Origin of the sequence: Sporosarcina luteola (assembly GCF_023715245.1) — a bacterium.
In the GTDB taxonomy this organism is placed as follows: Bacteria; Bacillota; Bacilli; order Bacillales_A; family Planococcaceae; genus Sporosarcina; species Sporosarcina luteola_C.
In genome coordinates this window covers 118266-142658 of record NZ_JAMBNV010000005.1, presented here as the reverse complement: position 1 = coordinate 142658, position 24393 = coordinate 118266, and the positions used below count along the sequence as shown (strand labels likewise).

The following is a 24393-nucleotide window of genomic DNA, read 5'->3' as shown; positions in this document are numbered from 1 at the left end:
AAGACGATGGATATGGTTAGGAGTTTGGGAAATATTGAGGATTAATTATAGTCATCATGACATTTTATCCTTTATTTAATTCTGGATATCACGAAAACTGAGTTTTTTCATATCGAAACTCTTCGCTCAAAATGCTCAGGTTTACACCTGAAATATAGGATGAATTTTTTTTAGGTACCACTCTCCGTACTATTTCGTAATGTATTGGAGACTGGTACCTTTTATTATACTTTGTGGTCAAAAGGCAACTAGATGATGAGGAAAGGGGGTACTGCAGCTAAAATAAAGGTCTGAGTTAGAAAAAATATAATTGAAGTAATTCTCATCAACAAGCTTTACCAGGAGCTCCTTAATGCCCGGGCAAACTAAGAGCTACCTTTTCTTTGTGGCAGTATTCATTAAATTAGAGGGGTTAAAAGAAACGAAAACCTAGGAAATCGTTCTCAGTTGGTAGAATTTTCTCGTTGCAATTAAGTTTGAATTCTATGCTAAACTTGTAATTTCGCAAGCCATTTATGAAGGTGGAATACAAATGGGAAGAAATGAACATAAGCAGCAACAGAAACGATCGAACAGAAAGAAGAAATGGTCTAACCTACAAAAACCTATCCGGATATTATTACTTGTAATGCTACTTATTGTCCTTGGTGGATTGGTCAAGGTGAACCAATTAATTGCTTCAAGTGACGTGACCAAACTAGAAGAACCTGAACCAAGACCAACGTTTATTTACGATCAAAACGGAGAGGTCGTTAGTAAGATTTCGGTATCCAACATTGAAGGAGTTCATCTAGAACAAATACCAAAAGAGTTGATAGAAGCAGTCATTTCTGTTGAGGATCAGCAATTTTACAAACATAATGGGGTTAATTATTTTGGGATTGCGCGGGCATTTACCCAAAACCTCATACAGGGTGAGGTTGTTGCTGGTGGGAGTACAATCACTCAACAGCTTTCCAAAAATGTGTTTTTGACGCAGGAACGTACATATACTCGTAAATTCAAGGAATTGTTTATTGCGAAGAAAATTGAGAGAACGTATTCAAAAGATGACATTTTGGAACGCTACTTGAATCAAATCTATTTTGGCGAAGGGGCATGGGGTGTTCAACGTGCTGCGGAAGTCTATTTTGGAAAGGATGTAAGCGAGTTAACGTTGAGCGAATCTGCTACATTGGCAGGATTGATTAAAGCACCTACTCATTTATCTCCTTATAAGGACATGGAGAAGTCGATGGAACGACGCAACATTGTTCTATCGCTAATGAAGAGTGAAGAGTATATCAGTCAAGCTGAGTTTGATGAAGCGGTCGGTCAAGAAATTGTCTTAGCTGATCCGACATTGCCAAATTATAAAGGGAAGTATCCATATTATATTGACAACATTATCGACGAGGCGGTCAACAAGTATGGGTTAACGAAAAATGAAGTGCTTTCTGGGGGATTACATATTTACACGGAGTTGAATCCTGTCATTCAAGATGCCCTTGAAGAAGTTTATGAGGATGAGAGTTATTTTCCAGAGAGTAAGCCCGATCAACTCATTCAAAGCGGTTCGGTCTTCTTGAACCCTAAAACAGGTGGCATCAGTGCCTTGGTTGGGGGTAGGGGAGAGTATACGTATGCCGCTTTAATAATGCGACCGAGCTCGTTAGACAACCGGGATCGACCTTGAAACCACTTATCTACACGGCTGCACTCGAGCAAGGCTATCAAATTTCGGATATGCTCGTTGACGAACCGATCAATATTAATGGATATGCTCCGAAAAACTTCGATCATAGATTCAGAGGGCAAGTGACAATGTATGATGCAGTCACTCAATCGTATAACATCCCTCCTGTATGGCTTTTGAATAACATCGGAATTGGAACCGGTGTGAACACCGTAGAACGGTTCGGAATTCCATTGGAAGAACAAGACCGTAATCTTGGTCTAGCATTAGGGGGCTTGCACAAAGGTACGTCACCCTTGAGAATGGCTCAAGCTTTTGCTGCATTTGCGAATGATGGAGTCATGATGGAAGCCCATGCAATTGTAGAAATAAAAGATTCAGAAGGCGAAGTCATTGGAAAATGGCGTGAAGAATCTGTAGAAGTGACAGAAGCGGAAGTTGCTCAGCAAATCACCTATATGCTGAAAGGTGCTGTCGATGTAGGGACCGCCCAGAAAGCTCAAATTTCAGGGCTGGAAGTAGCCGGTAAAACAGGTACCACCCAGCTGCCATTCACGGGTGCCGATGGATCAAAGGATCATTGGTTCGTCGGCTACACACCAGACATCGTCGGTGCGGTTTGGCTAGGTTACGATAAAACGGATGCCGAACATTACTTAACATCGACTAGTAGTTTCACAGTGCCACCGATCTTCGGGCAAGTCCTATTAAGGTCAATGAGTGAACTACCTACGAAGAAATTTGATTTACCATTAATCGCGAAAAAGCAAAAAGAGCTCGAAGAACAGAAAGAGAAATTGAAGAAGGAAGAACAGAAAAAAGAAGAAGAGAAACGGAAACAGGAAAAGAAAAAAGAGAAGGAAAAGGAAAAAAGAGAGAGAAAAGACAAAAAGGAAAGAGAGAAAGAACGGAAAAAGAAAGAGAAGGAAAGGGAATAGAGAGAGAAGAAAAAAGAGAAAGAAAAGAAGAAACGAGAAAAAGAGAAAGATAAAGACAAAGGCAAAGATTAATAAAGAGGTCATAGTCGTTACTGTTAAATTAAAAAACCGTCTCCAATCATCAAAGCTAGATGTTTGGAGACGGTTCTTTCTATTTCCTATCAGGAATATTGAACATCTCAGGAATTGTAACAAACTTATACCCTTGCTCTTGCAATGTCGGAATAATTTGGCGAAGCGCTTCAATTGTATTCGTTCGATCGCCACTCGATTCTGCACCATCGTGCATGAGAATAATTGCGCCAGGATGGATGTTATCTAATACGCTCGACGCAATAACTTCCGGCGGGTCTTCTTGCCAATCCAACGTATCAAGCGACCACGCAATTACGAAATAATTCATGTCTCCAAGTTTCTCGACTAATTCATTGTATAAGAAGCCATACGGTGGTCTAAATAAGCTTGTCCGATAACCAAGTATGTCGTTAAGGACATCTTCCGTTCTCGTTACTTCCTGCTCGAGCGTCTCGAGGTCTGATTCTTCAACAAGGTTAGGATGGTAGTAAGTGTGGTTTCCGATTGCATGCCCATCAGCTTCATAGCGCTTAATAATATCAGGGTGAGCAGCGGCTTTTGAACCTAAAACGAAGAATGTTGCTGGTACATTATACTGTTTTAATACATCTAACACCTCATTTGTAAAACGAGGATCTGGCCCATCATCAAAAGTTAAAGCAATTCTTTTTTGATCCGTAGGACCTCGTAAGAAAAAAACATCCGGATATCTCTGTTGTAAAATTCGTAGGTCAACAGGCTGCTGTAGTTCCCGAGTAGAACTTTCGGAACCTCCGTCAAGGTCAGGCAAATCTTCTTCCTGATTATTTTGTACGACTGTTTCTGTCTTGTCCTGAGTTACAAATACTAGACGTTCGTCATTCGCATGAACAGTCAAGCTATCCGTTACATGCAAACATAATAAAAACCCCGTCACCAACAACCACTTGAATAGTTGAGTTTGCATCCATTCATCTCCTTTTTTTATTCCATAACTGAGCCTATTTATCATCACCATTGTTATGGTTAACTCAAGTGGATATATTATTCGCAGAAACAGTGTGGCTTTAAGTAAATCTTTTTCTCTGTAGCAAAGATTTAGTTAATTTTAATCAAAGAAGATATACTTAGAAATAGGTTTTATGTTTAGTGTTACGAAATTACTGCAAGGGTGGATGGATACTAAATGATACGTTTTGAAAGTGATTATGCAGAAGGTGCTCATAAAGAAATTCTGAATCGACTTCTGGAAACCAATGAGGATCAGACGCCTGGCTATGGTATGGATGAATATTGTGAAAGGGCCAGGGGTTATATCAGAAACGCTTGTGATGTAGAGAATGCGGATGTACACTTCTTAGTGGGCGGAACACAAGCAAATACTACGATTATCTCTTCCATATTGCGCCCGCATCAAGGAGCCGTTTCGGCAATTACGGGTCATATTGCAGGACATGAAACGGGAGCAATTGAAGCCACTGGACATAAAGTTCTTACGTTGCCGAGTGATGATGGAAAAATCAATGCAAAACAGGTAAAAGATTTATATGATGCTCATTGGAACGATGCCACACATGAGCATATGGTTCAGCCAGGTTTGGTTTACATTTCTCACCCTTCCGAGAATGGGACGACATATAGTAAATCTGAATTAGAGGAGTTAAGCGAAGTTTGTCGAGAATGTGGTTTGCCATTATTTATGGATGGAGCTCGATTAGGGTATGGCCTCGCTGCAAAAGACAATGATCTATCTCTAAAAGATATCGCCAGACTTTGTGATGTGTTCTATATCGGCGGTACGAAAATAGGAGCTTTGTTTGGAGAAGCGGTTGTCATTACAAATGATGACCTTAAGAAAGACTTTCGATATAACATCAAACAAAATGGCGGGCTGCTTGCAAAGGGGAGATTATTAGGAATTCAGTTTGAAACCTTGTTTGAAGATGGCTTATACAATCAGATTTCTAAGCATGCGGTGGACTTGGCGATAATGATTCGAGAAGCGTTTGTTGAAAAAGGGTTTTCATTAAGATATGATTCCAAGACAAATCAACAGTTTCCCATTATACCGAATGATGTGTTGAGTAAATTGAGCAAGAAATATTCTTTTTCCTTTTGGGAAAGAGTCGATGACACGCAAAGTGTTGTGAGATTTTGTACGAGTTGGGCTACAAAAAAGGAATATGTTGAAAAACTGATTGAGGATATTAAGAGTATGGATTATTAATGGTTTACTAAAAAGTTGGAGATTAGTTCAGATTAGATCTGTCTAAGACTCCAACTTTTTTATTTATCTATTGCTTCTATTTATGATATTAATAAAAGCATCTACGAAGGATTGTAAAAATGAGCGGGGTTTATTTTGGACGAAGGGCTTGGATTAGAAATACCGAACCTTGGTCATATTGAGTTTCTTCTTCCCAACAGCTAAACTTAAATGCTCGAAAGGTAATAAAGAAGGTGGAGTACATATGAAAAGAACGGAACATAAGCAGCAACAGAAACAATTGAATAGAAAGAAGAAATGGTCTTCCATACAAAAGCCTATCCGGATACTATTACTTGTAATGCTACTTGTAGTCCTCGGTGGATTGGTCAAGGTGAATCAATTAATAGCATCAAGTGATGTGAGTAAACTAGAAGTACCTGAACCGAGACCGACGTTTATTTATGATCAAAACGGAGAGATCGTAAGTAAAATTTCAAATTCTAACATTGAAGGAGTTCGTCTGGACCAAATACCAAAAGAGTTGATTGAAGCAGTCATCTCCGTGGAGGATCAGCAGTTTTATAAACATACTGGGGTTAATTATTTTGGGATTGCCCGGGCATTTACTCAAAATACATTAAAAGGAGAAGTTGTTGCTGGTGGGAGTACAATCACTCAACAGCTTTCGAAAAATGCGTTTTTGACGCAGGAACGTACATATTCTCGTAAATTCAAAGAATTGTTTATCGCGATGAAAATTGAGAGAGCGTATTCGAAAGATGACATTCTGGAACGCTACCTGAATCAAATCTATTTTGGCGAAGGGGCATGGGGTGTTCAACGAGCTGCGGAAGTCTATTTCGGGAAAGATGTAAGCGAATTGACGTTGAGCGAATCTGCTACATTAGCGGGATTGATTAAAGCACCTACTCATCTATCTCCTTATAAGGACATGGAGAAGTCGATGGAACGACGTAACATTGTTTTATCGTTAATGAAAAGTGAAAAGTATATTAGTCAAGCAGAGTTCGACGAAGCGATCGGCCAAGAAATTGTGTTAGCTGATTCAACAATGCCTAATTATAAAGGGAAGTACCCATATTATATTGACCATATTATTGACGAGGCTGTTAACAAGTTCGGACTAACGAAAAATGAAGTGCTATCTGGAGGATTACATATAAAGACAGCGTTAAATCCTGTCATCCAAGATGCCCTTGAAGAAGTCTATGAGGATGAAAGTTACTTTCCAGAGAGTAAGCCCGATCAACTCATTCAAAGCGCTGCGGTCTTCTTGGATCCTAAAACGGGCGGCATTACCGCCTTGGTAGGGGGCAGAGGAGAATATACGTATGGACGCTTCAATAATGCGACCCAGCTCGTTAGACAGCCGGGATCGACCTTGAAACCACTAGTGTACACTGCTGCGCTCGAGCAAGGCTATCAAATTTCGGATATGCTCGTTGACGAGCCAATCAACATTAATGGCTATTCTCCCAAGAATTTCGATCATAGATTCAGAGGACAAGTGACAATGTACGATGCGGTCGCTCAATCGTATAATATCCCTCCCGTCTGGCTCTTGCATCAGATTGGAATTGAAAAAGGAGTGCGCGCCGTAGAGCGGTTCGGAATTCCGTTGGATGAAAATGATCATAATCTTGGCCTAGCATTAGGGGGCTTGCACAAAGGTACATCACCCTTGCGAATGGCTCAAGCTTTTTCTGCATTTCCGAATAATGGGGTCATGATGGAAGCTCATGCGATTGTAGAAATAAAAGATTCAGAAGGCGAAGTCATTGGCAAATGGCGTGAACAGTCTGTAGAAGTAACAGAAGCGGAAGTTGCCCAGCAAATGACCTATATGCTGAAAGGTGCTGTCGAAGAAGGTACAGCCCAGAAAGCTCACCTTTCAGGGATGGATGTAGCCGGTAAAACAGGTACTACTCAGCTGCCATTCACGGGTGTGGATGGATCAAAGGATCATTGGTTCGTCGGGTATACACCGGACATCGTAGGTGCAGTTTGGTTAGGCTATGATAAAACGGATTCCGAACATTACTTAACATCGACTAGTAGTTTTACAGTGCCGCCAATTTTCGGGGAAGTCCTATCCAGATCGATCAGTGAATTGCCTACGAAGAAATTTGATTTACCATTAATCGCGAAAAAGCAAAAAGAGCTAAAGGAACAGAAGGAAAAGTTGAGGGAGAAAGAACAGAAACGAGAAAAAGAGAAGAGGAAAAAGGAGAAGGAAAAAGAGAAAGACCGGAAGAAAAGAGAGAAGAAAGATAAAAAGGAAAGAGAGAAAGAAAGGGAAAAGAGAGAGAAGAGAGAAGAAAAGGAACAGAAGAAACGGGAAAAAGAGAAAGATAAAGAAAAAAAGAGAAGTCATAAGTCGGAAGAAGAAGATGATGATGATGATGATTGAACGGTGCAGGTTGGTCGTGCACGATTCTCATTAATTGAATACTACAAGCCGGTTCAAATCATTATAGTAAGATGATTGGAACCGGTTTTTTGCTTGAACTCAGGGTAGAAGTGCATGTATCGATAATGGGGTAGAATACTCACAAAACCATTTCCCGTTTAAAATAATTCCTCAAGGGAAAAAATACACCGAATGAAAAACTCAGGAGGTGAATCCATGAATACGAAATATGCAGAAACCCTAAAAGTGATTCTAGAATGTGTGGAGGAATGCAATACTTGTTTCGATGCATGTTTGAAAGAAGAAGATGTTAAGATGATGGCTGAATGCATTCGGTTGGACCGAGAATGTGCCGATGTTTGTGCATTCGCTGCGCAGGCGATAATGCGTAATAGCCCGTTCACAAATAAGATTTTGGAGCTTTGTGCAGAGGTCTGCGACCGTTGCGCGGAAGAGTGTGCTAAACATGAGGCAGACCACTGCAAACGCTGTGCCGAATCTTGCAGAAAATGCGCGGAAGCATGCCGTCAAGCAGTGGCGTAAACGTTCATTGAAGGAGCTATCCCGAGAAGCTGCTGGGCAACGGATAGTGAGTTGTCGGCCAAATATAGACTTATATCGGAAGCTATATATCCCCCGTCGTGAAAACGAGCGGGGGATTTAGGTATTAATTAGGCTCAACATGAACGTGTACATCATATACTCCATAATCATTGATCATGATCTTTTCCACTTGTGTAGCGATATTATGGGCATCTGTAATATTCAGCGTCGGATTTACAAGTATCACAATATCGATAACCTCGTTATTTCCGTAGTATCTACCTTTTATTTCTTTAATCCCTCTAACCCCATCCACTTCTGCGATGACTTCTTGATAAATTTAAATCAACATCAATCCATCTAACAGTTCTTGGTAGGCTTGCTTAAAGATATCCCAAGCAGTTTTACAAATTAATAATCCGACGATAAGAGCAGTTAGTGTATCGAGCCAGGGAGGGCGATTACTTTTAAGAGTGCTTTTCTGTTACAATTACTTTGAATTCAAGGCGGTATTTCCGCTATTAGGAGGAAGGGAAGACATGAAGAGGATTATAATTGCGGCACTGATATTAATGTTCGCATTTTCAGCGAGTGCCTCTGCACATACAGGTTTAACAAGTTCGACACCTTCCGATGGTGACATTATAGCTGACGATATTTATGAAATTACTTTGGAGTTTAATACAAATATCGAATCGACAAGTACTGTGAAAATCTTTAGTGAGAACAACGAGGAAATAACGGGAAATACGATAGTGAATGACAATGTGATGATAAGCGGATTTAACGAACCTTTAGATGATGGTATATATACAGTCGAATGGAAAATTATTGGTGCAGATGGTCATCCGATTCAGGGAACCTATTCATTCGAGGTAAATCAAGAAGAATTAAATGATCCCGCTGATTCTGGAGAATCTGGAGAAACAACTAATGCACCCAGGGAAGTGTCAGTAGAGAAGTCGGAAGAGCAAATGGTTGAAGTCCCTTCAAAAATTGCTTCGAATGATCTTCTAGTGATAATACTTGTCGTCTTATTTACAATAGCCGGTGGATTTTTTGGCTGGATCATAGGAAGAAGGCAAAAATAAATGATTTGGATTTATTTAACGGAAAGTTTACTGTATCTCTGCTTCTCGCTATTGATGGGCGCTTTTATCATTCAATTCATCCCGGAAAAATTGAAGCCTACTATTCATATCCCGAAGCGGATAATCCAATTGGCAGTATTGGGAGTTGTGTTCTTTTCGGCTGCTCCAGTGCTAAGGGTCATTCTGTTTCTATATGAGGATATCGGCCTGTTCACTACGTTGGAAAGCGTCCTGAGTGGTTTTGAAGTAGGAAAGGCATGGAATCTTACAGTCATACTTGCAATCTTCTTTTACCTTTTTGTGTCACTGTTCCCGGTTTTGAAGAGTAAAGCGCTGTCTGGTATTGCTCTCGCTTTCACTCTAGTCCTGCTTTTTGCATTGGGATGGGCAAGCCACGCTGCTTCGCTAACGGAATGGAGTGGATTCGTTTTCCATTCATTGCACTTTTTAGCCGTCACGGTTTGGATCGGAATCCTCCTGATCGTCGGTTGGTGTTCAAAGGACCTAGAGAATTGGGTTTCTTATTTAAAGTGGTTTACCCCTTTGGCGATCGTATGTTTTCTTACAATAGCAGGAACCGGTTTATTCCTTATGACATTGGTCATAAATGTGAACGAATACCCGGATGCCTGGACAGTACCATATGGACAAGCCTTATTGATGAAGCACCTGACGATTATTCCGGTTTTGTTTTTTGCTTTTATAAATGGATTTTGGATCAGGCGAAAACTGAAACGGCAAGAACAAATCAACCCAATACCTTGGTTAAAGTTCGAAAGCATTCTCCTGTTCTTTACGTTTGTGTCGACCGGCATGCTTGGACAACAGGAGCCTCCGCATAGTATTGAGATCACACTCGCGGGTAGTGGCCCTTCGGCTATTTTCGATTATTTTTATTCAGGAGTCATTGAACCTTCAATGCGTTTGGAATTCGGGTTAAACACGTTAAATATACTGTTTTTCATCGTAGCTATTATTTTTATGTGGCTGATCATGTACAGCTTTAGAAAAAAGACGCCTGCAGTAGTTCCTTTTTTCATGGGAATGTTCTGTGTCCTTTCTCTATATTTCGGGTTAATGGCTAGCATTCAATAAACAAAGGTCAATAACTCACGGACAATAAAACCCTTCCACTGGCTTATCAAACAGCATAAAAATGTCCTTGAAATACGTCTCATCAACCAACTTGTCCAACACTCCCTTGTAATACCCCGGCAAATTACGGATAGCCTTCTTCTTTGTTGCCATTACAGTGATCATCAAAGCACGATACGCAAGGTCTTCGAAGACAGACTTGTCGTCTTTATATATATCATATTTTAGCATCCTTCCGGAAATGGCCCTGTGAATTCCGTAAAATTCACGGGCGATTTTTGTGTCACCGATTGTTGAGGCAAGCAGTTCTTGCATCCGACTGAAAAGACTTGTGGATAACTTCGGTGATTCCGTAGGAGACGTGTAGTTAAGATCTTTAGATTTTAATAGAGATTTAGAAAGAAGAGCTTCACCTGCTGGAAGTTGCTCGTTTTCCTCGTCCTCATGCGGTTTATCAACGTTGTCTCGGTCGTTCATTTTCCCTTGGTCATCGAAGGGTAAAATGATATAAATGTTAGCGCCGAGTCCGCTCATGACCGGGCGTATGTAATGGACTTTCTCGATAATGCCTAAGTTGACGAGTTTGCGGATTGCGCGTCTTACCGTCACATTTGATTTCCCTGTTGCATCTTCGATCGTTCCGTGTTTCAGATGTGCCGCTCCGTATTTGACAGAGTATCGACGGATGATGTCGAGCACTTGGCGGTCTGATTTCGTCAATTCATCCCAGTGTGTATTCACATGCTGTTCAGCTGCAGCGTCCATTTCTTCAATCGTGTTGAAACGTGAGTATTCTTTCAAGTAGTGTGTCATTTACAATTCCCCCTTTGCCCTCTATATAGATGGGAGGGATCAAAAAGGATACTATGTGTAGAGAAAAGTTTGAAATGATTCTAAATGACTATGACAGCTACTCCGATTATAGACTAAGGGACAGGCATCTAAGAAACGGATGCCTACCTTTTTATTTGGTACTTATATTTAATTTAACATCCACCTCCCTGCGAATAATCCAATTGTCATGGTATAATAGACACACTGAGATTAAACATATTAAAGAAGAAACTGGCGGCAGGGGGAGATCCATTATGTTGAAAAAGATCATTGCATGCATTACTGTTATTTCTCTATTTCTAGTGACTTTCAGTAGTATCACATTCGCACAATCAAGGTATTATATCAGTACACCGAAACAAGAATATACATATGAGAAAATGACCAAGGATATCCAGCAGTTAGCAAAGGATTACCCGGAGTTGGTGGAATATAAGTCACTTGGCAAGACTGCGTATGGCAGGGATATTTGGGCGATGAAAGTTGGGAAAGGAGATTCCACTCTTTTAGTTACGGGCTCACACCATGCTAGAGAATGGATGTCTACCATACTAACAATGCATCTGGCTTACAAATATGCTGCTTCCTATGAAAGCAATCAATCCATACAAGGGTACAATGTGAAGGAAGTTCTTGATCATACGACGATTTGGTTTATTCCCATGGTAAATCCAGACGGTGTTACATTGCAGCAAAAAGGATTGAGCGCTTTTCCGAAAGAAATCCATAATCAATTAATTAAAATGAATAACGGCAGCAGAGATTTCAAGCGTTGGAAGGCAAATGCCCAAGGGGTTGATCCCAACAGGAATTATGATGTGGATTGGAGTAGGATACAAAACAATTCCGCAACTCCATCTTGGAGAAATCACAAAGGCTCAAAACCTGGCCAAATCGCAGAAGTGAAAGCTGTTATGAAATTGGTTAGTGAGGTATATCCAGAGATGCTCTTGGACTACCATTCTTCAGGTGAAATTCTGTATTGGGATTATAAGATTGAGTACAAAACGAAGCAGCGTGATCGAATTATAGCCAATAAAATAGCAGGCATGACAGGATATAAACTAATGTTTGCACAAAATAAAGCTACTGGCGCATCAACAGATTGGTTTATAGCTAAGTTCGGGAAGCCTGCATTGACACCGGAGCTTGGCAAGTTTGCAGGAGAGACAAATCTTCCGTTAAGTGCCTTTGATCGGATTTGGAAGCAAAATCAGGCCGTACCAATGTATGCCGCAACTGAAAGTTATCAACTTTGGTTAGATAAACAAAAGCTTGTTTATTTGAATGATGTACGGGTTGATTTATTGAATGAAACAACGTTATATTCCAAACCTCTCAAATCAGCTAATCACTCTTTGAATCCACAAAGAGTTTCCGTCGTTGGAGAAAAAGCTGACTGGTACCTTATTAGGACGGATAAGGGCAATATGTGGATTAAGAAAGCCAATACGAAGGAATATACTGTCCAAGGCTTTGTAGATTATAAAGAGGGGGAATACTGGTCAGAGCCTATTTTATGGTCCGTTAATAGAGGGTTGATGTTTGGCAGCGTTGTCAATAACCGAAGATATTTGAAGCCTATGGACAATTTAACGGAAGCGCAATTCTTGGCGATGTTATTCCGCTTCGCAAAACCAGATGAACTAGCTACTACTGCGCCGCAATCAAATCATTGGGCTTCTGTTCCTTATCAATTAGCGACTAACTATAAACTTCCTGTAGAAGGGAGTCTTGAAAATTTGGCAAAGGCGAATCAACCTATTTCCAGGGGCAAAATGGCGCATTTATTAGCTTCTTTCCATTTTAACAATCCGGATATCAGCATAGAGGAATCTGTACAATTCATGTATGATGCAAATATTTCCAATGGATATGATGCTTCCAATATGACATTCGAAAACTTTGGTGTGAATGAAGTCTTGAAGCGTGGTCATATTTCAACATTTTTCATGAAGTATGAGGATTATATAGTAAATGAAGGTCTAAATGATATATCTATTGATACTATGGAAGACTCAAGTGAAAAATAACACGGTAAGGAAAAACCACTTTGCGCGTATAGCAAAGTGGTTTTTCAAATGCTTTGAGCTCATTCAACCCACAAGCCTCAAGTAATATAGTTTTGCTTCTTGCAACGCATTGTTTAATTCAATAGACGCATCGGCTGCAAAATACAATGCAATACCGCTTGCTATTACAACAGCTATTGCACCACCGTATTTAAGTGCTTTTCTATTTCTTGCATAAAGGAACAATGCAATTGCTACAACGAGCAAAAGGTAGATTAATGAATAAAAGACCGTAGAGAGCGATGATTCGATATCATGAATAGCAGTCGCATAATTCACTAATTCATCTATATTGTCCTCGTTCTTTTCGATTACAATAAGATCGCCTTTATTATCAAGCTCCCAAAGAATCGTCCCGCTCTCCTCTATAGTAATCGTGAAACCGTATCCCATCGCATTACCACTGCCGATCAATCCGTAATATTCTTCAGTGTCTGCTTCATCGTTTTGGCTGCAGGCTGCTACTAGGAAAGTTAGGCATACTAACGCAATCGGAATATATCTTTTCATACGAATCCCTCCTAAAAGCACCGCCACTTAATAGACGATACCTTCTCCGATATGACTTCTGAACACTTCTTACGTTGTGAAAAATTCGCATTAAATTTCCTTATTTCGCTATCAGAGTTAATTGGTCCGTTTGAGAGATCAAATCAATTCTATGTCCTTCTTTTTCATAAAAAGTTGAAGCACCTTCTCTGCCTGCTTTGCTCCATCCTTTTGATTTGATTATTATCTCATACATAAAAGGAATTCCGTCTTCTTCAGAGGCTTTTGACCAGTTATAAACAGCAACGTCAGCTTTAGTATGGAGTAATTCCGCGTTTTTGGGTATCGGAAAGTAAAAGAATTTATTGTTTTCCTCATATGCAAGATAAGTGGCGAAAAAGAGAATACCACCAATTAATATTGTGGATATAATCACTATGCTGATTTTATTCTTCATAATTTCTCTCCATCCGTTTACAATTTAACGATAATTACTTGCCTTACAACCTAACTGTAGCAAACTATGCTCATTTGTGAAATTGGGAAAATCATATGGGCTCATGGGTAATTAATTGAAGAAATTATAGGTGATTATCCTTATATTTTTAGTGGTTTTCGCAAGAAATATAGTCTGTTGTAATGGAAGGCCTCCAGTTATCTCTTGACTGATATTGGGAAAATTCCTATCAGGTATTCACACTTCTTTTGGTATACAGGACTAAGGTTCTGCACTTCCCCAAATTCCAAAATCCGTTAATTATAAAAATGTGCTTCACAATTCTAAAAAGATTGTGATAAAATAAAGCCTCAGTCTACTCTAACGGGGAGAGATGATTGAAGATTTTATACAACGAGAGATATTGGGGGTAGACGAATGAGAAATGTAGTTGGTAAATGGAATCAAATAAGCCTAGTAAAAAGAATCATTGTCGGTATTCTTGTCGGTCTTGTCTTAGCTTTAACAGTTCCCAAAGCCGCTAGTTGGGTCACCATTTTTGGTGCATTATTTGTCGGGGCATTGAAAGCGGTTGCACCTGTATTAGTCTTATTCTTGGTGATGCATGCAATTGCAGTGCATAAGAGCGGCACGAAAACGAATATGAAATCGATTCTTGGTTTGTACGCTATTGGTACATTGCTGGCTGGTGCTGTCGCTGTAGTAGCGAGCTTTTTATTCCCAGTGAAACTGACATTGACAACAGGGGCTGAGGATCTTTCACCTCCTGAAGGCATAATGGAAGTATTGGAAACATTATTATTCAACCTGGTTTCTAATCCGATTGATGCATTAGTCAATGCGAACTATCTAGGTATTTTAATGTGGGCAGTCGTATTAGGGATTGCATTAAAAAAGGCAAATCAACATACAAAAGATATGTTAGGAAGTTTTTCGGATGCGGTCACGAAAGTCGTGCAATGGGTGATCAATTTGGCGCCGCTCGGTATTATGGGTCTTGTATTCGATGCAATTGTATCGACGGGGCTTTCCGCTTTGCTTGTTTATGGACGCTTAATCTTAATTTTAGTGGGATGTATGTTGTTTATCGCACTTGTTGTGAACCCGTTAATTGTATATGTCTATACGCGCAAAAATCCATATCCACTAGTATTCATGGTGTTAAGAGAAAGTGGAATTACCGCATTCTTTACACGTAGTTCTGCTGCTAATATTCCAGTAAATATGAAGTTAGCTGAAAAACTTGGTTTGGATGAGGATACGTATGCAGTCTCAATTCCTCTAGGTGCAACAATCAATATGGCTGGTGCAGCCGTTACAATTGCTGTACTAACACTTGCAACAGTTCATACGCTTGGGATTGAAGTCGATATTCTGACTTCGCTTATGCTTTCAGTTGTTGCGGCTATCTCTGCAGCCGGTGCATCCGGTGTTGCAGGCGGATCACTTTTGTTGATTCCGCTAGCATGTAGTTTGTTTGGAGTTCCAAATGATATCGCAATGCAAGTTGTTGGCGTTGGTTTTATCATCGGAGTTATTCAGGATTCTTGTGAAACTGCATTGAATTCATCTTCGGACGTACTGTTTACAGCTACAGCTGAGTATGCGAATGAACGTAAAGAAGGTAAAGAGGTTTCTATGCAATCTTCTTGGAAGTTCCGGAAAGTTTAAGATATTCATTAAAAAACAGCTAAAAAGCCACGATTACTGAAGATAATTCAGTGATTGTGGTTTTTTAATGTGTCGTGTTTGACAATGCAGACACCCTTATGTTTATACTAGGTAGTTCTATGTGGTATTCCAGAGCTCGGATATGATAACACTACATAGCGAAAAGGAGAAATCCTTTTGGCCGGCATATGTTTCAACTTTACTCTAAGGGGTTCATTACTCTTGGAGTGTAATTCAGTAGTCGCTATTGAAGAATGGTAAGGGTCTACTAGTAATGCTTCTCTGCAACGCAGAAAAGAACTAAGGTTTAGACCGGGTTTTTCAGCGCATACTTGAGTTACTAAATACTTATTAAAGGGGACTAATATTATGAGCGGATATAACGCAGTATCAGCAAAAAACACGGAAAATGCACCAAGCGGTAACGGTCTGTTTTCACATTCAGTAGCTTTCTCTCACTACAATAACCTTTCAGCTCAATTGCCTGTAGATCCATCAACAGGTAAATTGGTTGCTGGTGGCATAACTGAGCAAGCGGAGCAGTGCTTTACGAACATTAAGTCAATTGTAGACAGCATCGGTCATGTTATGAGCGATATCGTTCGAATCACAGTATTCGTGAAAGATATTAAAGACGTTGATGCAGTTAACGAAGTTTATAAAACATTCTTCCCAACTTATGTTCCTGCACGCACAAACGTTGCAGTTGCAGCTTTGCCAATGGATGCTATGGTACAAGTTGAAGCACTTCTTTCACACGGAGAAGGTTCAATTCCAAATGCTCCACAAGCAGGCGACCTTATCAAGCTAACGAATAACACTGCGAATGCGCCTACATGTGCATTATCTACTCAAACTGTCGCATTCTCTCACTACAATTACCTCTCAGCTCAATTGCCGATCGATCCGAAAACAGGCAGATTGGTTATTGGTGGCGTAAAAGAGCAAGCTGTACAGTCCTTGAAAAACATTAAAGCAATTCTAGAAAGCATTGACGTTCCTTTTGACGATATCGTTAAAATGACGATCTTCGTTAAAGATCTTGCAGATATGGAAGCGGTAAACGAAGTGTATTCAACATTCTTCCCAGACTCCGCTATCGCTAGAACTGTTGCCTATGTCCCTGCACGTACAGTAGTTGAAGCATCAGCTCTACCTATGGGTGCTTTGGTACAAATGGAAGCAGTTGTGTCACACGGTGATGGTACGCCTCCACAAGAAATTGAAGACAGACATGGCATCGTTATTTGGGCTAACAACACGGACAATGCACCAAAGAGCTCTCTGTCTACACAAACTGTAGCGTTCTCTCATTACAATCACCTTTCAGGTCAATTACCATTGGATGCTAAAACAGGCCAATTGGTAGCTGGTGGCGTAAAAGAGCAAGCTGAACAATGTTTGAAAAATGTTAAAGCAATTGTTGAAAGCATCGACCACGCTATGGAAGATATCGTTAAAGTAAATCTCTTCCTTACAAACATCGAGGATATCGATGCAGTAGATGAAGTTTACAAAACATTCTTCCCGGGCGGAGTTCCTGCACGTAGAACAGTTGGTGTATCAGCTCTACCTGAAGGTGCTTCAATCCAAATCGATGTAGTCGTATCAAACGCTGAAGGAACACCTCCACAAGCGTAACTAATTATAAAAAGGAGCTATCTTCAATGAAAATTGAAGAAGCTCCTTTTTACGTTCTTTTGTCTCACGCCTTTCTCTTCGAGTACACGAACAAACCTAATAGAAGTGCGGTTTGTCCAAGAAAAGCGATGGCGTCCCAAAATGCGGAAGGCGTCTTAGACGAGAGTAAATTAGAAAAAACATGTGAATAAGCAAAATAAGCCTGCGGCAGAAAGTAAAAAACAAGTAGACTAAGCGTCAACAAAATCCCGGCGATATAAAACAAGCTGTACAGACGAACAATTCTTTGCTCTCCATCGAACGTTTCTGCATCAGAATCACTTCTTAAAAATGGCAGCCACCTACTTAAATATTGCTTTCCGCTTTCCATCAAGTTGTAGCATCCGGTACTGTTTTCAACGAAATAATAGACATCTGTTTTCATGTAAAAACAGCATTGATACAAGGTTTTTATGAAAATATCCAATACGACTATTCCTAAAAAACCTAGTATAATGCTGTTGGCTTCCGGCATAAGAAGTTGTAACGTTAACGCGATTAATACAACTACTTGCTCAAAAGACATCCCGGCAAAATAGAGGACATTTCTTTGCCTCGGCGCGAGTTTCCATGCTGCAGTTAAATCCGTTTCAAACACGACAAAGATAAGCCGGTTCCCAATACCTAATGTAGCCGGTAAATCATAGGAGCGGATCGCTAAAACATGCCCGAACTCATGAAAGATGATTAAAAGGAGAGAAATCAACATGTAGGTAATGATATTGAACATCATCGAATCAAATATAAATATATCTTTATAATGAGGGAATAATCCAGGGTTCCAGACGATAAGTGAAATGTTGATCAGTAATAAAATAACATAAATCTTATTTGTTATCCCATTGAAAAAGAAACGCCCAACTGAAGAGGGGATCCATGTAAATCCACTTGAAACTTTGCTTTCCTTTTTTCGAGGCGTTTTTTCCCCATCTACCTCTTGGACTAGACCTAATTCAATGAGCTGTCCGCCAAATTCAATCATATCGACAGTTTCATTCGGATATTTTTCCCGCAGCTCATCTTCAATTTCGCCTAATGTTTGGCCTTCATTTATCCTTTCAATCGCATCTATGCAAATCGTTGGCATCTCGAAAAAATCACCAGAGACAGGTTCTTCTACGATATAATTCTTTTTATCTTTCTGAATGGATAGAGGATAAAGAGTGAATTGTGATTCTGACGATAATTTCAAACTAAGTCCCACCGTTCTTTAAAAATGAAAATAGGATGCTATCGTGATAGCATCCCATTTGTAAGATTCTTTAAACCTTTGGAATAAAGAAACACCACCAGCATGTTACTTTAACTTGCTTAAGTTTACGGATTTTCATGTTTGAGCGCCTCCTTTGGTGTATGAATTTTATTATATTGTATAGAGATTGTTATCCAATCTGGATACACTTGTTTAAAAACCTCCACTAATTCAGGATCGAACTGAGCGCCTTTTCCCTCTATTATTCGTTTATATGCTTCTTCAAAAGGAAGTGCTGGTCGATAAGACCTTGTGGAAGTCATCGCATCGAAAGCATCTGCAACAGCTGTAATTCTGGCAACAAGGGGTATTTCTTGTCCTGCTAGCCCATCTGGATAACCCTTGCCATCCCATCTTTCATGATGATGATAAACGACAGCAAGATTAGCACCGATTCCCTCTACATCTTCAATTGCTTTAGCTCCTACAACAGGGTGGGTTTTAATAACTTCATACTCTTCCTCTGTTAGTTTACCATGTTTAGCCAAAATGGTGTCGGGAATATTTACTTTTCCTATATCGTGCAACAAACATGCATAATAAAAATAACTTAATTCGGATTCATTTACCTTTCCTGTTGCTTTTGCAAGACTCATCGCATATTCCGCCACACGCTCACTATGTCCACGCGTATAAGGATCCTTGAGCTCTAATGTGGCAATAACTCCTTTTACCATTCCAGCTAATTGCTCGTCATAGGAAGTTGTCAATACCTTCACGTAACTTAAAAATCGATGAAGAAGGATGTAAGCAATAATAGCCAATATGATGTTTATAATAACAGGGAATAATATGACAGGATCTTGTATGAATACTCCTACCAATATATATTTTAGAATTACACCAAACGTAACTAAATAGAAAAATCGCTTATTAATAAAAATTGGCGAAAATAATATAATAACTAATTCTACAAGGTTACCACTAGAATAAAATTCTGCTTTGCCAAAGTAGTAATAAATATCCGTTACTATGTTAGTAACTAAATAAGCAATGACAACAATGTATTTTACCTTCTCAGGCATTCCCTTTTTAAAGAGATAAATGGTAACAGGGATAAGACAGATAATGATTAGGTGTTTAATGAAATTTAAAGAATACCAAACTGTATCTGGTATTACAGTCGCTGTCCATGGAAATAATGGAAACACTTTATAATAAATAATTTCATATAAAAAAAACACAATATAAAATAACCACATAAATAAGATAGTAGCTCTTTTTTCTTCTTGTAATATAGATGTTTTATTCATTTTTCTCCCCCTGTAAGTACAGCTATAGGGTGATGTAGTAATGACTATCTCATAATGACTAGCTGCCTTCGATATAGACTTTATATTATACATTACTGTTATCGGCAATTATTAGTAAATCTGAAGTGTTTTGTCCATCTTCAGGATAGTACTACCGTAACTAAGAGAGGACCATCCCTAAAATATAGGGAGGTCCTCCTTTCTTACCTAACTTTCTGTTTTCTCATCCATTGTGTTGCGACCCATTTTTCACCGGTTATAACGGGCGCGCCACCATGCAAAGTTAACTCATTCATAGCTTGATCATTATAGAAATACTCGAAGTAAACGGCCATACCCTTTTTAGGTGACACTGAAAAATTCAGTTTAGGGAAGTACGTTTCTCCACCTTCTTCAACATCGTTTAAATACATAACGAGTGTACTGATTCTATTATTGTCTGCTGTTTTAAAGAAATCATTATGAGCTTTGTACTGTTGACCAGGTGTATACCGTAGGATTTGCAAACCTTCACCGTGTTCAATAGGTATATTCATAATAGAAGAGACTCTATTTTCAATTCTAACGACAATTTCATTTTCACTTTCTTCAATAAATGTACTGCTACTCGTTCTCTGGTCATTTACTTCGCGTGACGTTCCAATTTTTGAACGGTTTAATTTATCCTTAGACAATTGAATCAGTTCATCGCACTCTTCGTCGCTAAGAACGTTCCCTAAAACGACTATTAAGGGTTCATTTAATCTAGTGACGATGTCAATCTCTCTATCTGTCATAATTTTACTTCCAACGTGATCGAATATTGTTTGCTCTTTATTTTCCGTTATCATCTTCCAACCACCTCTTAGACTATTTATAAAACTAATTTGGGTAATGAGCATGCGTGGTTTAACGGTCTGCAACTTTCTTTTGGAATTAATTTCAATTTATTTTATCACGTATTTACACATGTCGCAAACTTGCACGTATTTGAAAGAGGGGTACTTATCGGAATGTTCATGATGGAGAAAAAGAGAGGCTGGAAAATGATATCATTTTCCAACCTCTCTACTAGGGTTAATTATATTTGTGTCAATCCAGTTCTTTTTCCAATACTTCCTTCAATAACTCACGCACCTCATCCGTCGACTTCGTATCCATCAATCGGTTCCTCAATTCACCTGCGCCTCTAAATCCTCGAATATAGATCTTGAAGAAGCGGACAAGTGGTTTGTATGGGCGTGGTTCGAGCTCGTTTGAGTATTTATCGTGGAGATCCAAGTGCAGTAGTAATAAATTGAGATACTCCTTCACGCTGCGTTCTGTAGGTTCCTGTTCAAAAGCGAATGGATTCGTGAATACGCCGCGGCCAATCATGACGCCGTCTACGCCGTATTGTTCCACTAATTTCAACCCTGTTGCACGGTCTGGGATATCTCCGTTAATTGTTAACAATGTATTTGGAGCAATCTCATCCCGTAGTTTTTTGATTTCCGGGATCAGTTCCCAGTGTGCATCCGCTTTACTCATTTCTTTTCTTGTGCGTAGGTGGATGGAAAGATTCGCGATGTCTTGTTTCAGTACATGTCCTAACCAATCGCGCCATTCGTCAATTTCACTGTAGCCTAATCTTGTTTTAACACTGACTGGCAATCCACCAGCTTTTGCAGCTTGAATAAGTTCTGCTGCAACTTCCGGCCGTTGTATCAATCCAGCACCTTTACCGTTGGCTGCTACGTTCGGCACTGGGCATCCCATGTTCAAATCGATGCCACGGAAACCGAGTTTTTTCATATCGATACTCATCTGTGAAAAGAACTCAGGTTTATCGCCCCAAATATGAGCGACAATCGGCTGTTCGTCTTCTGTGAATGTTAACCGTCCGCGCACACTATCTCTTCCTTCGGGGTGGCAATAACTTTCCGTATTCGTAAACTCCGTAAAGAATACGTCGGGTCGTGCCGCTGCACTGATCACGTGACGAAACACGACGTCTGTTACATCTTCCATTGGTGCTAATATAAAAAACGGCTTCGGCAATTCAAGCCAAAAATTATCCTCGTTATTCATCTTGTATCCTCCTGTTGCATGCAAAGTCCTTTGCTCATCAAATAGTATCATTTTTTATAGTCTAATGCACTGATACATTCTTGTTAAGGATCTAGGGCTCAATTAATCAATTAAGGGCTCCATTAATTCGACAAGGGCTCAATTAATCGATTAGGGGCTCCATTAATTCGACAAGGGCTCAATTAATCGATTAAGGGCTCCATTATTTCGACAAGGGCTCAATTAATTGATTAAGGGCTCCATTATCTCGACAAGGGCTCAATTAATCGATCAAAGGCTCCATGCTTTCCTACAAAGGCCCATTAGTACTGCTAGCTGGCTTCGTTTTGCCCCGGTCCAAATAAATTCAAAATTACCACTCCAACAAGTATGAAGGTGATTCCTACAATGCTTGCCAAATTGATTTTTTCCTTCCAAATGCTAACTGAAATGATCACAGTCGCAACAATTCCAATACCTGACCAAATAGCATAGGCAGTGTTTAAAGGAATTGTTTTCAGGGACAACGATAAAAAGAAAAAGCAGCTTATGAAAGCGATGATGACTCCTAGGGTAGGGAACAGTTTTGTAAACCCCTCTGAGGCTTTTAATAAAGAAGTACCAATAAGCTCCAGAGATATAGAAAGTGCTAAATATAGATAGGACATCGTTAAATTTCCTCCTGAAACATGTAGAATGAGGTAGCTACTAACCATTGACAGTAACCTCATTGTAACGCCCATACGTTTTTAATCAAATGCTTGGACCCCCGGAAGCTTTTGCTTAAATGATTAGTAATAAATGACAGATTTCTTCATCTGTCTTCCGCTTTTAAGTGTTATACTTTTTGTATGAAACTTGTAAACTTTCAATTAAAGAGAACCTTCGAAGGAGACTACCTTTATGAACAAGTGGCTATTTGCATTTCTAGTCGTATTGACGACATCGCTAATGGGGTCTGCTTTCACAATTGGAAAGATTGGATTGGCATACGCTACACCGATCATGTTGGTTGCGCTACGTTTTCTCATTGCTGGGGTCATTATGGCGATTATTGTAAAGTGTTTACGAATCCCATTTCCGAAGCATGTTTCGGTTTGGTTGAAAATAGCATTGATTGGATTCTTTCAAACAGCAGCTGTCATGGGATGCATCTTTGTCAGTTTGCGCACGATAACAGCGGGGCAATCATCTATATTAACATTTACGAATCCACTATTGGTTGTACTATTTGGAACACTTTTCATGAAAATGACGTATAGTTGGCGACAATGGTTTGGTGTTATTTTGGGTTTTATTGGCGTACTGATTACGCTTGGTGCACAGGTGGACTTACGAATTGGAACACTCTATGGTTTTTTATCAGCCATTTCGTGGGCGATCGGCACTCTACTAATTAAAAAGTGGGGCACACAGATTAATACATGGGTATTAACGGCTTATCAAATGTTGTTTGGTGGGCTGATTCTGTTCGTTGGCAGTTTTCTATTGGAAGACCCTTCGTTTCAAATTACTCCCTTGTCAATTGCCATTTTAGTATGGCTGGCATTAATGGCTTCCATTGTACAATTTGCAGTTTGGTTTTACCTTTTACAGAAAGGTGACCCGGGAAAGACAAGCGCATTTTTGTTTTTAGCCCCATTTTTCGGCGTTCTTACGGGTTGGCTATTATTGGATGAAGTGATTTCGTGGAACGTAATATTTGGCGGGGGTTGTATATTTATTGGCATCTTCCTAGTGAATTGGACGGCTAAGGTAAGGTAGATTGCATATGAGGATTGCCTATTAGAAGGGTGAAATAACCCTATTAGTAATAAGAGAGGATGTGTAGAATATGAAAGTAAGTATACATAAAGCTTTTTTGATTACCGGTATAGTTATCGGACTCCTGCTTGCAACGGTTTTAGGTATCTATGCTCAAGACTTTTCCTACTATTTGAATGACCGTTACCCAACAATTGAATTAACGACCGCAATAACGATCTTCACTTTTCTTAGTATTGGATTGTACGTAATGATTCCACTGCTATTATTGATTTTCAAAAAACTTAATCCAATTTACCTGATTGCTTGTTTCCTAATAGGTCTGCCGATTTCATTATGGTCATTTTTTGTTTGGGCGATGTGGATGGGATAAATAAGCATAGGTTAGGAAAGGGAGGCGGTCAAACATGACGCTAAACTATAAGGAGACATTTGATCGTTTTTCTCTCTACTTTTTCACGATTTTCATTTCTCCCATTCTCTTGGGAGTTTTCATGGCACTTTATTCGATGATTGCATTTCAAGACTCTTGGGGTTTTGGCCCGACTGTCTTGGTGGTGGGAATATATTCGTGGCCGTTCTTCGGATTTGGGGCATTTCCTGTATCACTGTACATCGATTTTTCTGCCCGAACTAAAATGTATCCGAATTGGGCAAAGGCACTTTTGTATATAGGTTTCGGCGGTTTAGCGGGACTTCTTGGTAGTGTGATTCTATTTAATCTTTATTCAATCATCTTCACGTTCATAGTAGGTATGTTTGGTGGAGTCATTCATTTTTTCGTACTGGCATTGATGAAAAAGGTATTCAAGTAGTAATAGAGCGAGAAAAAAAAGACTCAGAATAATGTCTGAGTC

Annotated in this window: 20 protein-coding genes and 2 pseudogenes; 12 read left to right on the top strand and 10 right to left on the bottom strand. The window is 39.6% G+C overall.

All coding sequences use genetic code 11. The features are described 5' to 3' along the window. The first annotated feature begins 532 nt into the window (after positions 1-532). Positions 533-2613, top strand: a pseudogene (locus M3152_RS16640) (transglycosylase domain-containing protein). A 151-nt stretch (positions 2614-2764) separates the two neighbouring features. Here M3152_RS16640 and M3152_RS16635 read toward each other — a convergent pair. Further along, complete coding sequence (locus tag M3152_RS16635; RefSeq protein ID WP_251696853.1) at positions 2765-3634, bottom strand: polysaccharide deacetylase family protein; 870 nt, start codon at positions 3632-3634, stop codon at positions 2765-2767. Between the two features lie 219 nt (positions 3635-3853). Here M3152_RS16635 and M3152_RS16630 point away from each other — a divergent pair, with 219 nt between their 5' ends. From M3152_RS16630 to M3152_RS16620, 3 genes are all read left to right on the top strand, one after another. After that, positions 3854-4894, top strand: coding sequence for a threonine aldolase family protein (locus M3152_RS16630; RefSeq protein ID WP_251696851.1), 1041 nt, complete (start codon positions 3854-3856; stop codon positions 4892-4894). Between the two features lie 244 nt (positions 4895-5138). Then, positions 5139-7307 (top strand): transglycosylase domain-containing protein, encoded by a 2169-nt coding sequence (locus M3152_RS16625; RefSeq protein WP_251696849.1) that lies wholly within the window; start codon positions 5139-5141, stop codon positions 7305-7307. 216 nt (positions 7308-7523) lie between these two features. Then, the gene (locus M3152_RS16620; RefSeq protein ID WP_251696847.1) at positions 7524-7850 is read left to right on the top strand and encodes a four-helix bundle copper-binding protein; all 327 of its coding nucleotides are present in this window, start codon (positions 7524-7526) and stop codon (positions 7848-7850) included. 124 nt (positions 7851-7974) lie between these two features. Here M3152_RS16620 and M3152_RS16615 read toward each other — a convergent pair. Beyond that, positions 7975-8304: pseudogene (locus M3152_RS16615) on the bottom strand (cation diffusion facilitator family transporter); the annotation flags it as partial. 85 nt (positions 8305-8389) lie between these two features. On the opposite strand from M3152_RS16615, the gene M3152_RS16610 reads away from it, so the two are divergent. Beyond that, complete coding sequence (locus tag M3152_RS16610; RefSeq protein ID WP_251696845.1) at positions 8390-8941, top strand: copper resistance CopC family protein; 552 nt, start codon at positions 8390-8392, stop codon at positions 8939-8941. Then, positions 8942-10036, top strand: a complete 1095-nt coding sequence (locus tag M3152_RS16605; RefSeq protein ID WP_251696843.1) for a copper resistance D family protein — start codon at positions 8942-8944, stop codon at positions 10034-10036. A 15-nt stretch (positions 10037-10051) separates the two neighbouring features. Here M3152_RS16605 and M3152_RS16600 read toward each other — a convergent pair whose 3' ends face one another. Beyond that, complete coding sequence (locus tag M3152_RS16600) at positions 10052-10849, bottom strand: helix-turn-helix domain-containing protein (protein WP_251696841.1); 798 nt, start codon at positions 10847-10849, stop codon at positions 10052-10054. Between the two features lie 275 nt (positions 10850-11124). On the opposite strand from M3152_RS16600, the gene M3152_RS16595 reads away from it, so the two are divergent. Then, positions 11125-12903 carry a M14 family zinc carboxypeptidase gene (locus tag M3152_RS16595; protein ID WP_251696839.1) on the top strand — a complete coding sequence of 593 codons (1779 nt, stop codon included), beginning with the start codon at positions 11125-11127 and terminating at the stop codon, positions 12901-12903. A 63-nt stretch (positions 12904-12966) separates the two neighbouring features. On the opposite strand, the gene M3152_RS16590 is transcribed toward M3152_RS16595, so the two are convergent. Then, positions 12967-13452 carry a hypothetical protein gene (locus tag M3152_RS16590; protein ID WP_251696838.1) on the bottom strand — a complete coding sequence of 162 codons (486 nt, stop codon included), beginning with the start codon at positions 13450-13452 and terminating at the stop codon, positions 12967-12969. Between the two features lie 100 nt (positions 13453-13552). After that, complete coding sequence (locus tag M3152_RS16585; protein WP_251696836.1) at positions 13553-13888, bottom strand: hypothetical protein; 336 nt, start codon at positions 13886-13888, stop codon at positions 13553-13555. Positions 13889-14305: 417 nt separating this feature from the next. Here M3152_RS16585 and sstT point away from each other — a divergent pair, with 417 nt between their 5' ends. Both sstT and M3152_RS16575 read left to right on the top strand, forming a co-directional pair. Continuing rightward, positions 14306-15559 (top strand): serine/threonine transporter SstT, encoded by a 1254-nt coding sequence (sstT, locus tag M3152_RS16580; protein ID WP_251696834.1) that lies wholly within the window; start codon positions 14306-14308, stop codon positions 15557-15559. 369 nt (positions 15560-15928) lie between these two features. Continuing rightward, positions 15929-17200: a RidA family protein gene (locus M3152_RS16575; protein ID WP_251696832.1), complete on the top strand. Its 1272-nt coding sequence runs from the start codon at positions 15929-15931 to the stop codon at positions 17198-17200. Positions 17201-17264: 64 nt separating this feature from the next. On the opposite strand, the gene M3152_RS16570 is transcribed toward M3152_RS16575, so the two are convergent. The 5 genes from M3152_RS16570 to M3152_RS16550 form a co-directional block, all read right to left on the bottom strand. Further along, positions 17265-18431: a peptidase gene (locus M3152_RS16570; RefSeq protein ID WP_251696830.1), complete on the bottom strand. Its 1167-nt coding sequence runs from the start codon at positions 18429-18431 to the stop codon at positions 17265-17267. Between the two features lie 125 nt (positions 18432-18556). Continuing rightward, complete coding sequence (locus M3152_RS16565) at positions 18557-19744, bottom strand: HD-GYP domain-containing protein (RefSeq protein ID WP_251696828.1); 1188 nt, start codon at positions 19742-19744, stop codon at positions 18557-18559. 203 nt (positions 19745-19947) lie between these two features. Further along, positions 19948-20574: a 2OG-Fe(II) oxygenase gene (locus M3152_RS16560; RefSeq protein WP_251696826.1), complete on the bottom strand. Its 627-nt coding sequence runs from the start codon at positions 20572-20574 to the stop codon at positions 19948-19950. Positions 20575-20815: 241 nt separating this feature from the next. Then, positions 20816-21793: a tRNA dihydrouridine synthase gene (locus tag M3152_RS16555; protein ID WP_251696824.1), complete on the bottom strand. Its 978-nt coding sequence runs from the start codon at positions 21791-21793 to the stop codon at positions 20816-20818. A gap of 311 nt (positions 21794-22104) precedes the next feature. Further along, a complete protein-coding gene (locus M3152_RS16550) occupies positions 22105-22440 on the bottom strand; it encodes a DMT family transporter (RefSeq protein ID WP_251696822.1) in 336 nt (111 codons plus the stop codon). A 235-nt stretch (positions 22441-22675) separates the two neighbouring features. Between M3152_RS16550 and M3152_RS16545 the strand changes: the two genes are divergently transcribed. The 3 genes from M3152_RS16545 (at position 22676) to M3152_RS16535 (ending at position 24351) form a co-directional block, all read left to right on the top strand. Next, a complete protein-coding gene (locus M3152_RS16545; RefSeq protein ID WP_251696820.1) occupies positions 22676-23536 on the top strand; it encodes a DMT family transporter in 861 nt (286 codons plus the stop codon). A 70-nt stretch (positions 23537-23606) separates the two neighbouring features. Further along, positions 23607-23909: a hypothetical protein gene (locus M3152_RS16540; RefSeq protein WP_251696818.1), complete on the top strand. Its 303-nt coding sequence runs from the start codon at positions 23607-23609 to the stop codon at positions 23907-23909. A 34-nt stretch (positions 23910-23943) separates the two neighbouring features. Next, entirely contained in the window at positions 23944-24351 is a 408-nt protein-coding gene (locus M3152_RS16535) for a hypothetical protein (RefSeq protein ID WP_251696817.1), read from the top strand. Positions 24352-24393: the final 42 nt, after the last annotated feature.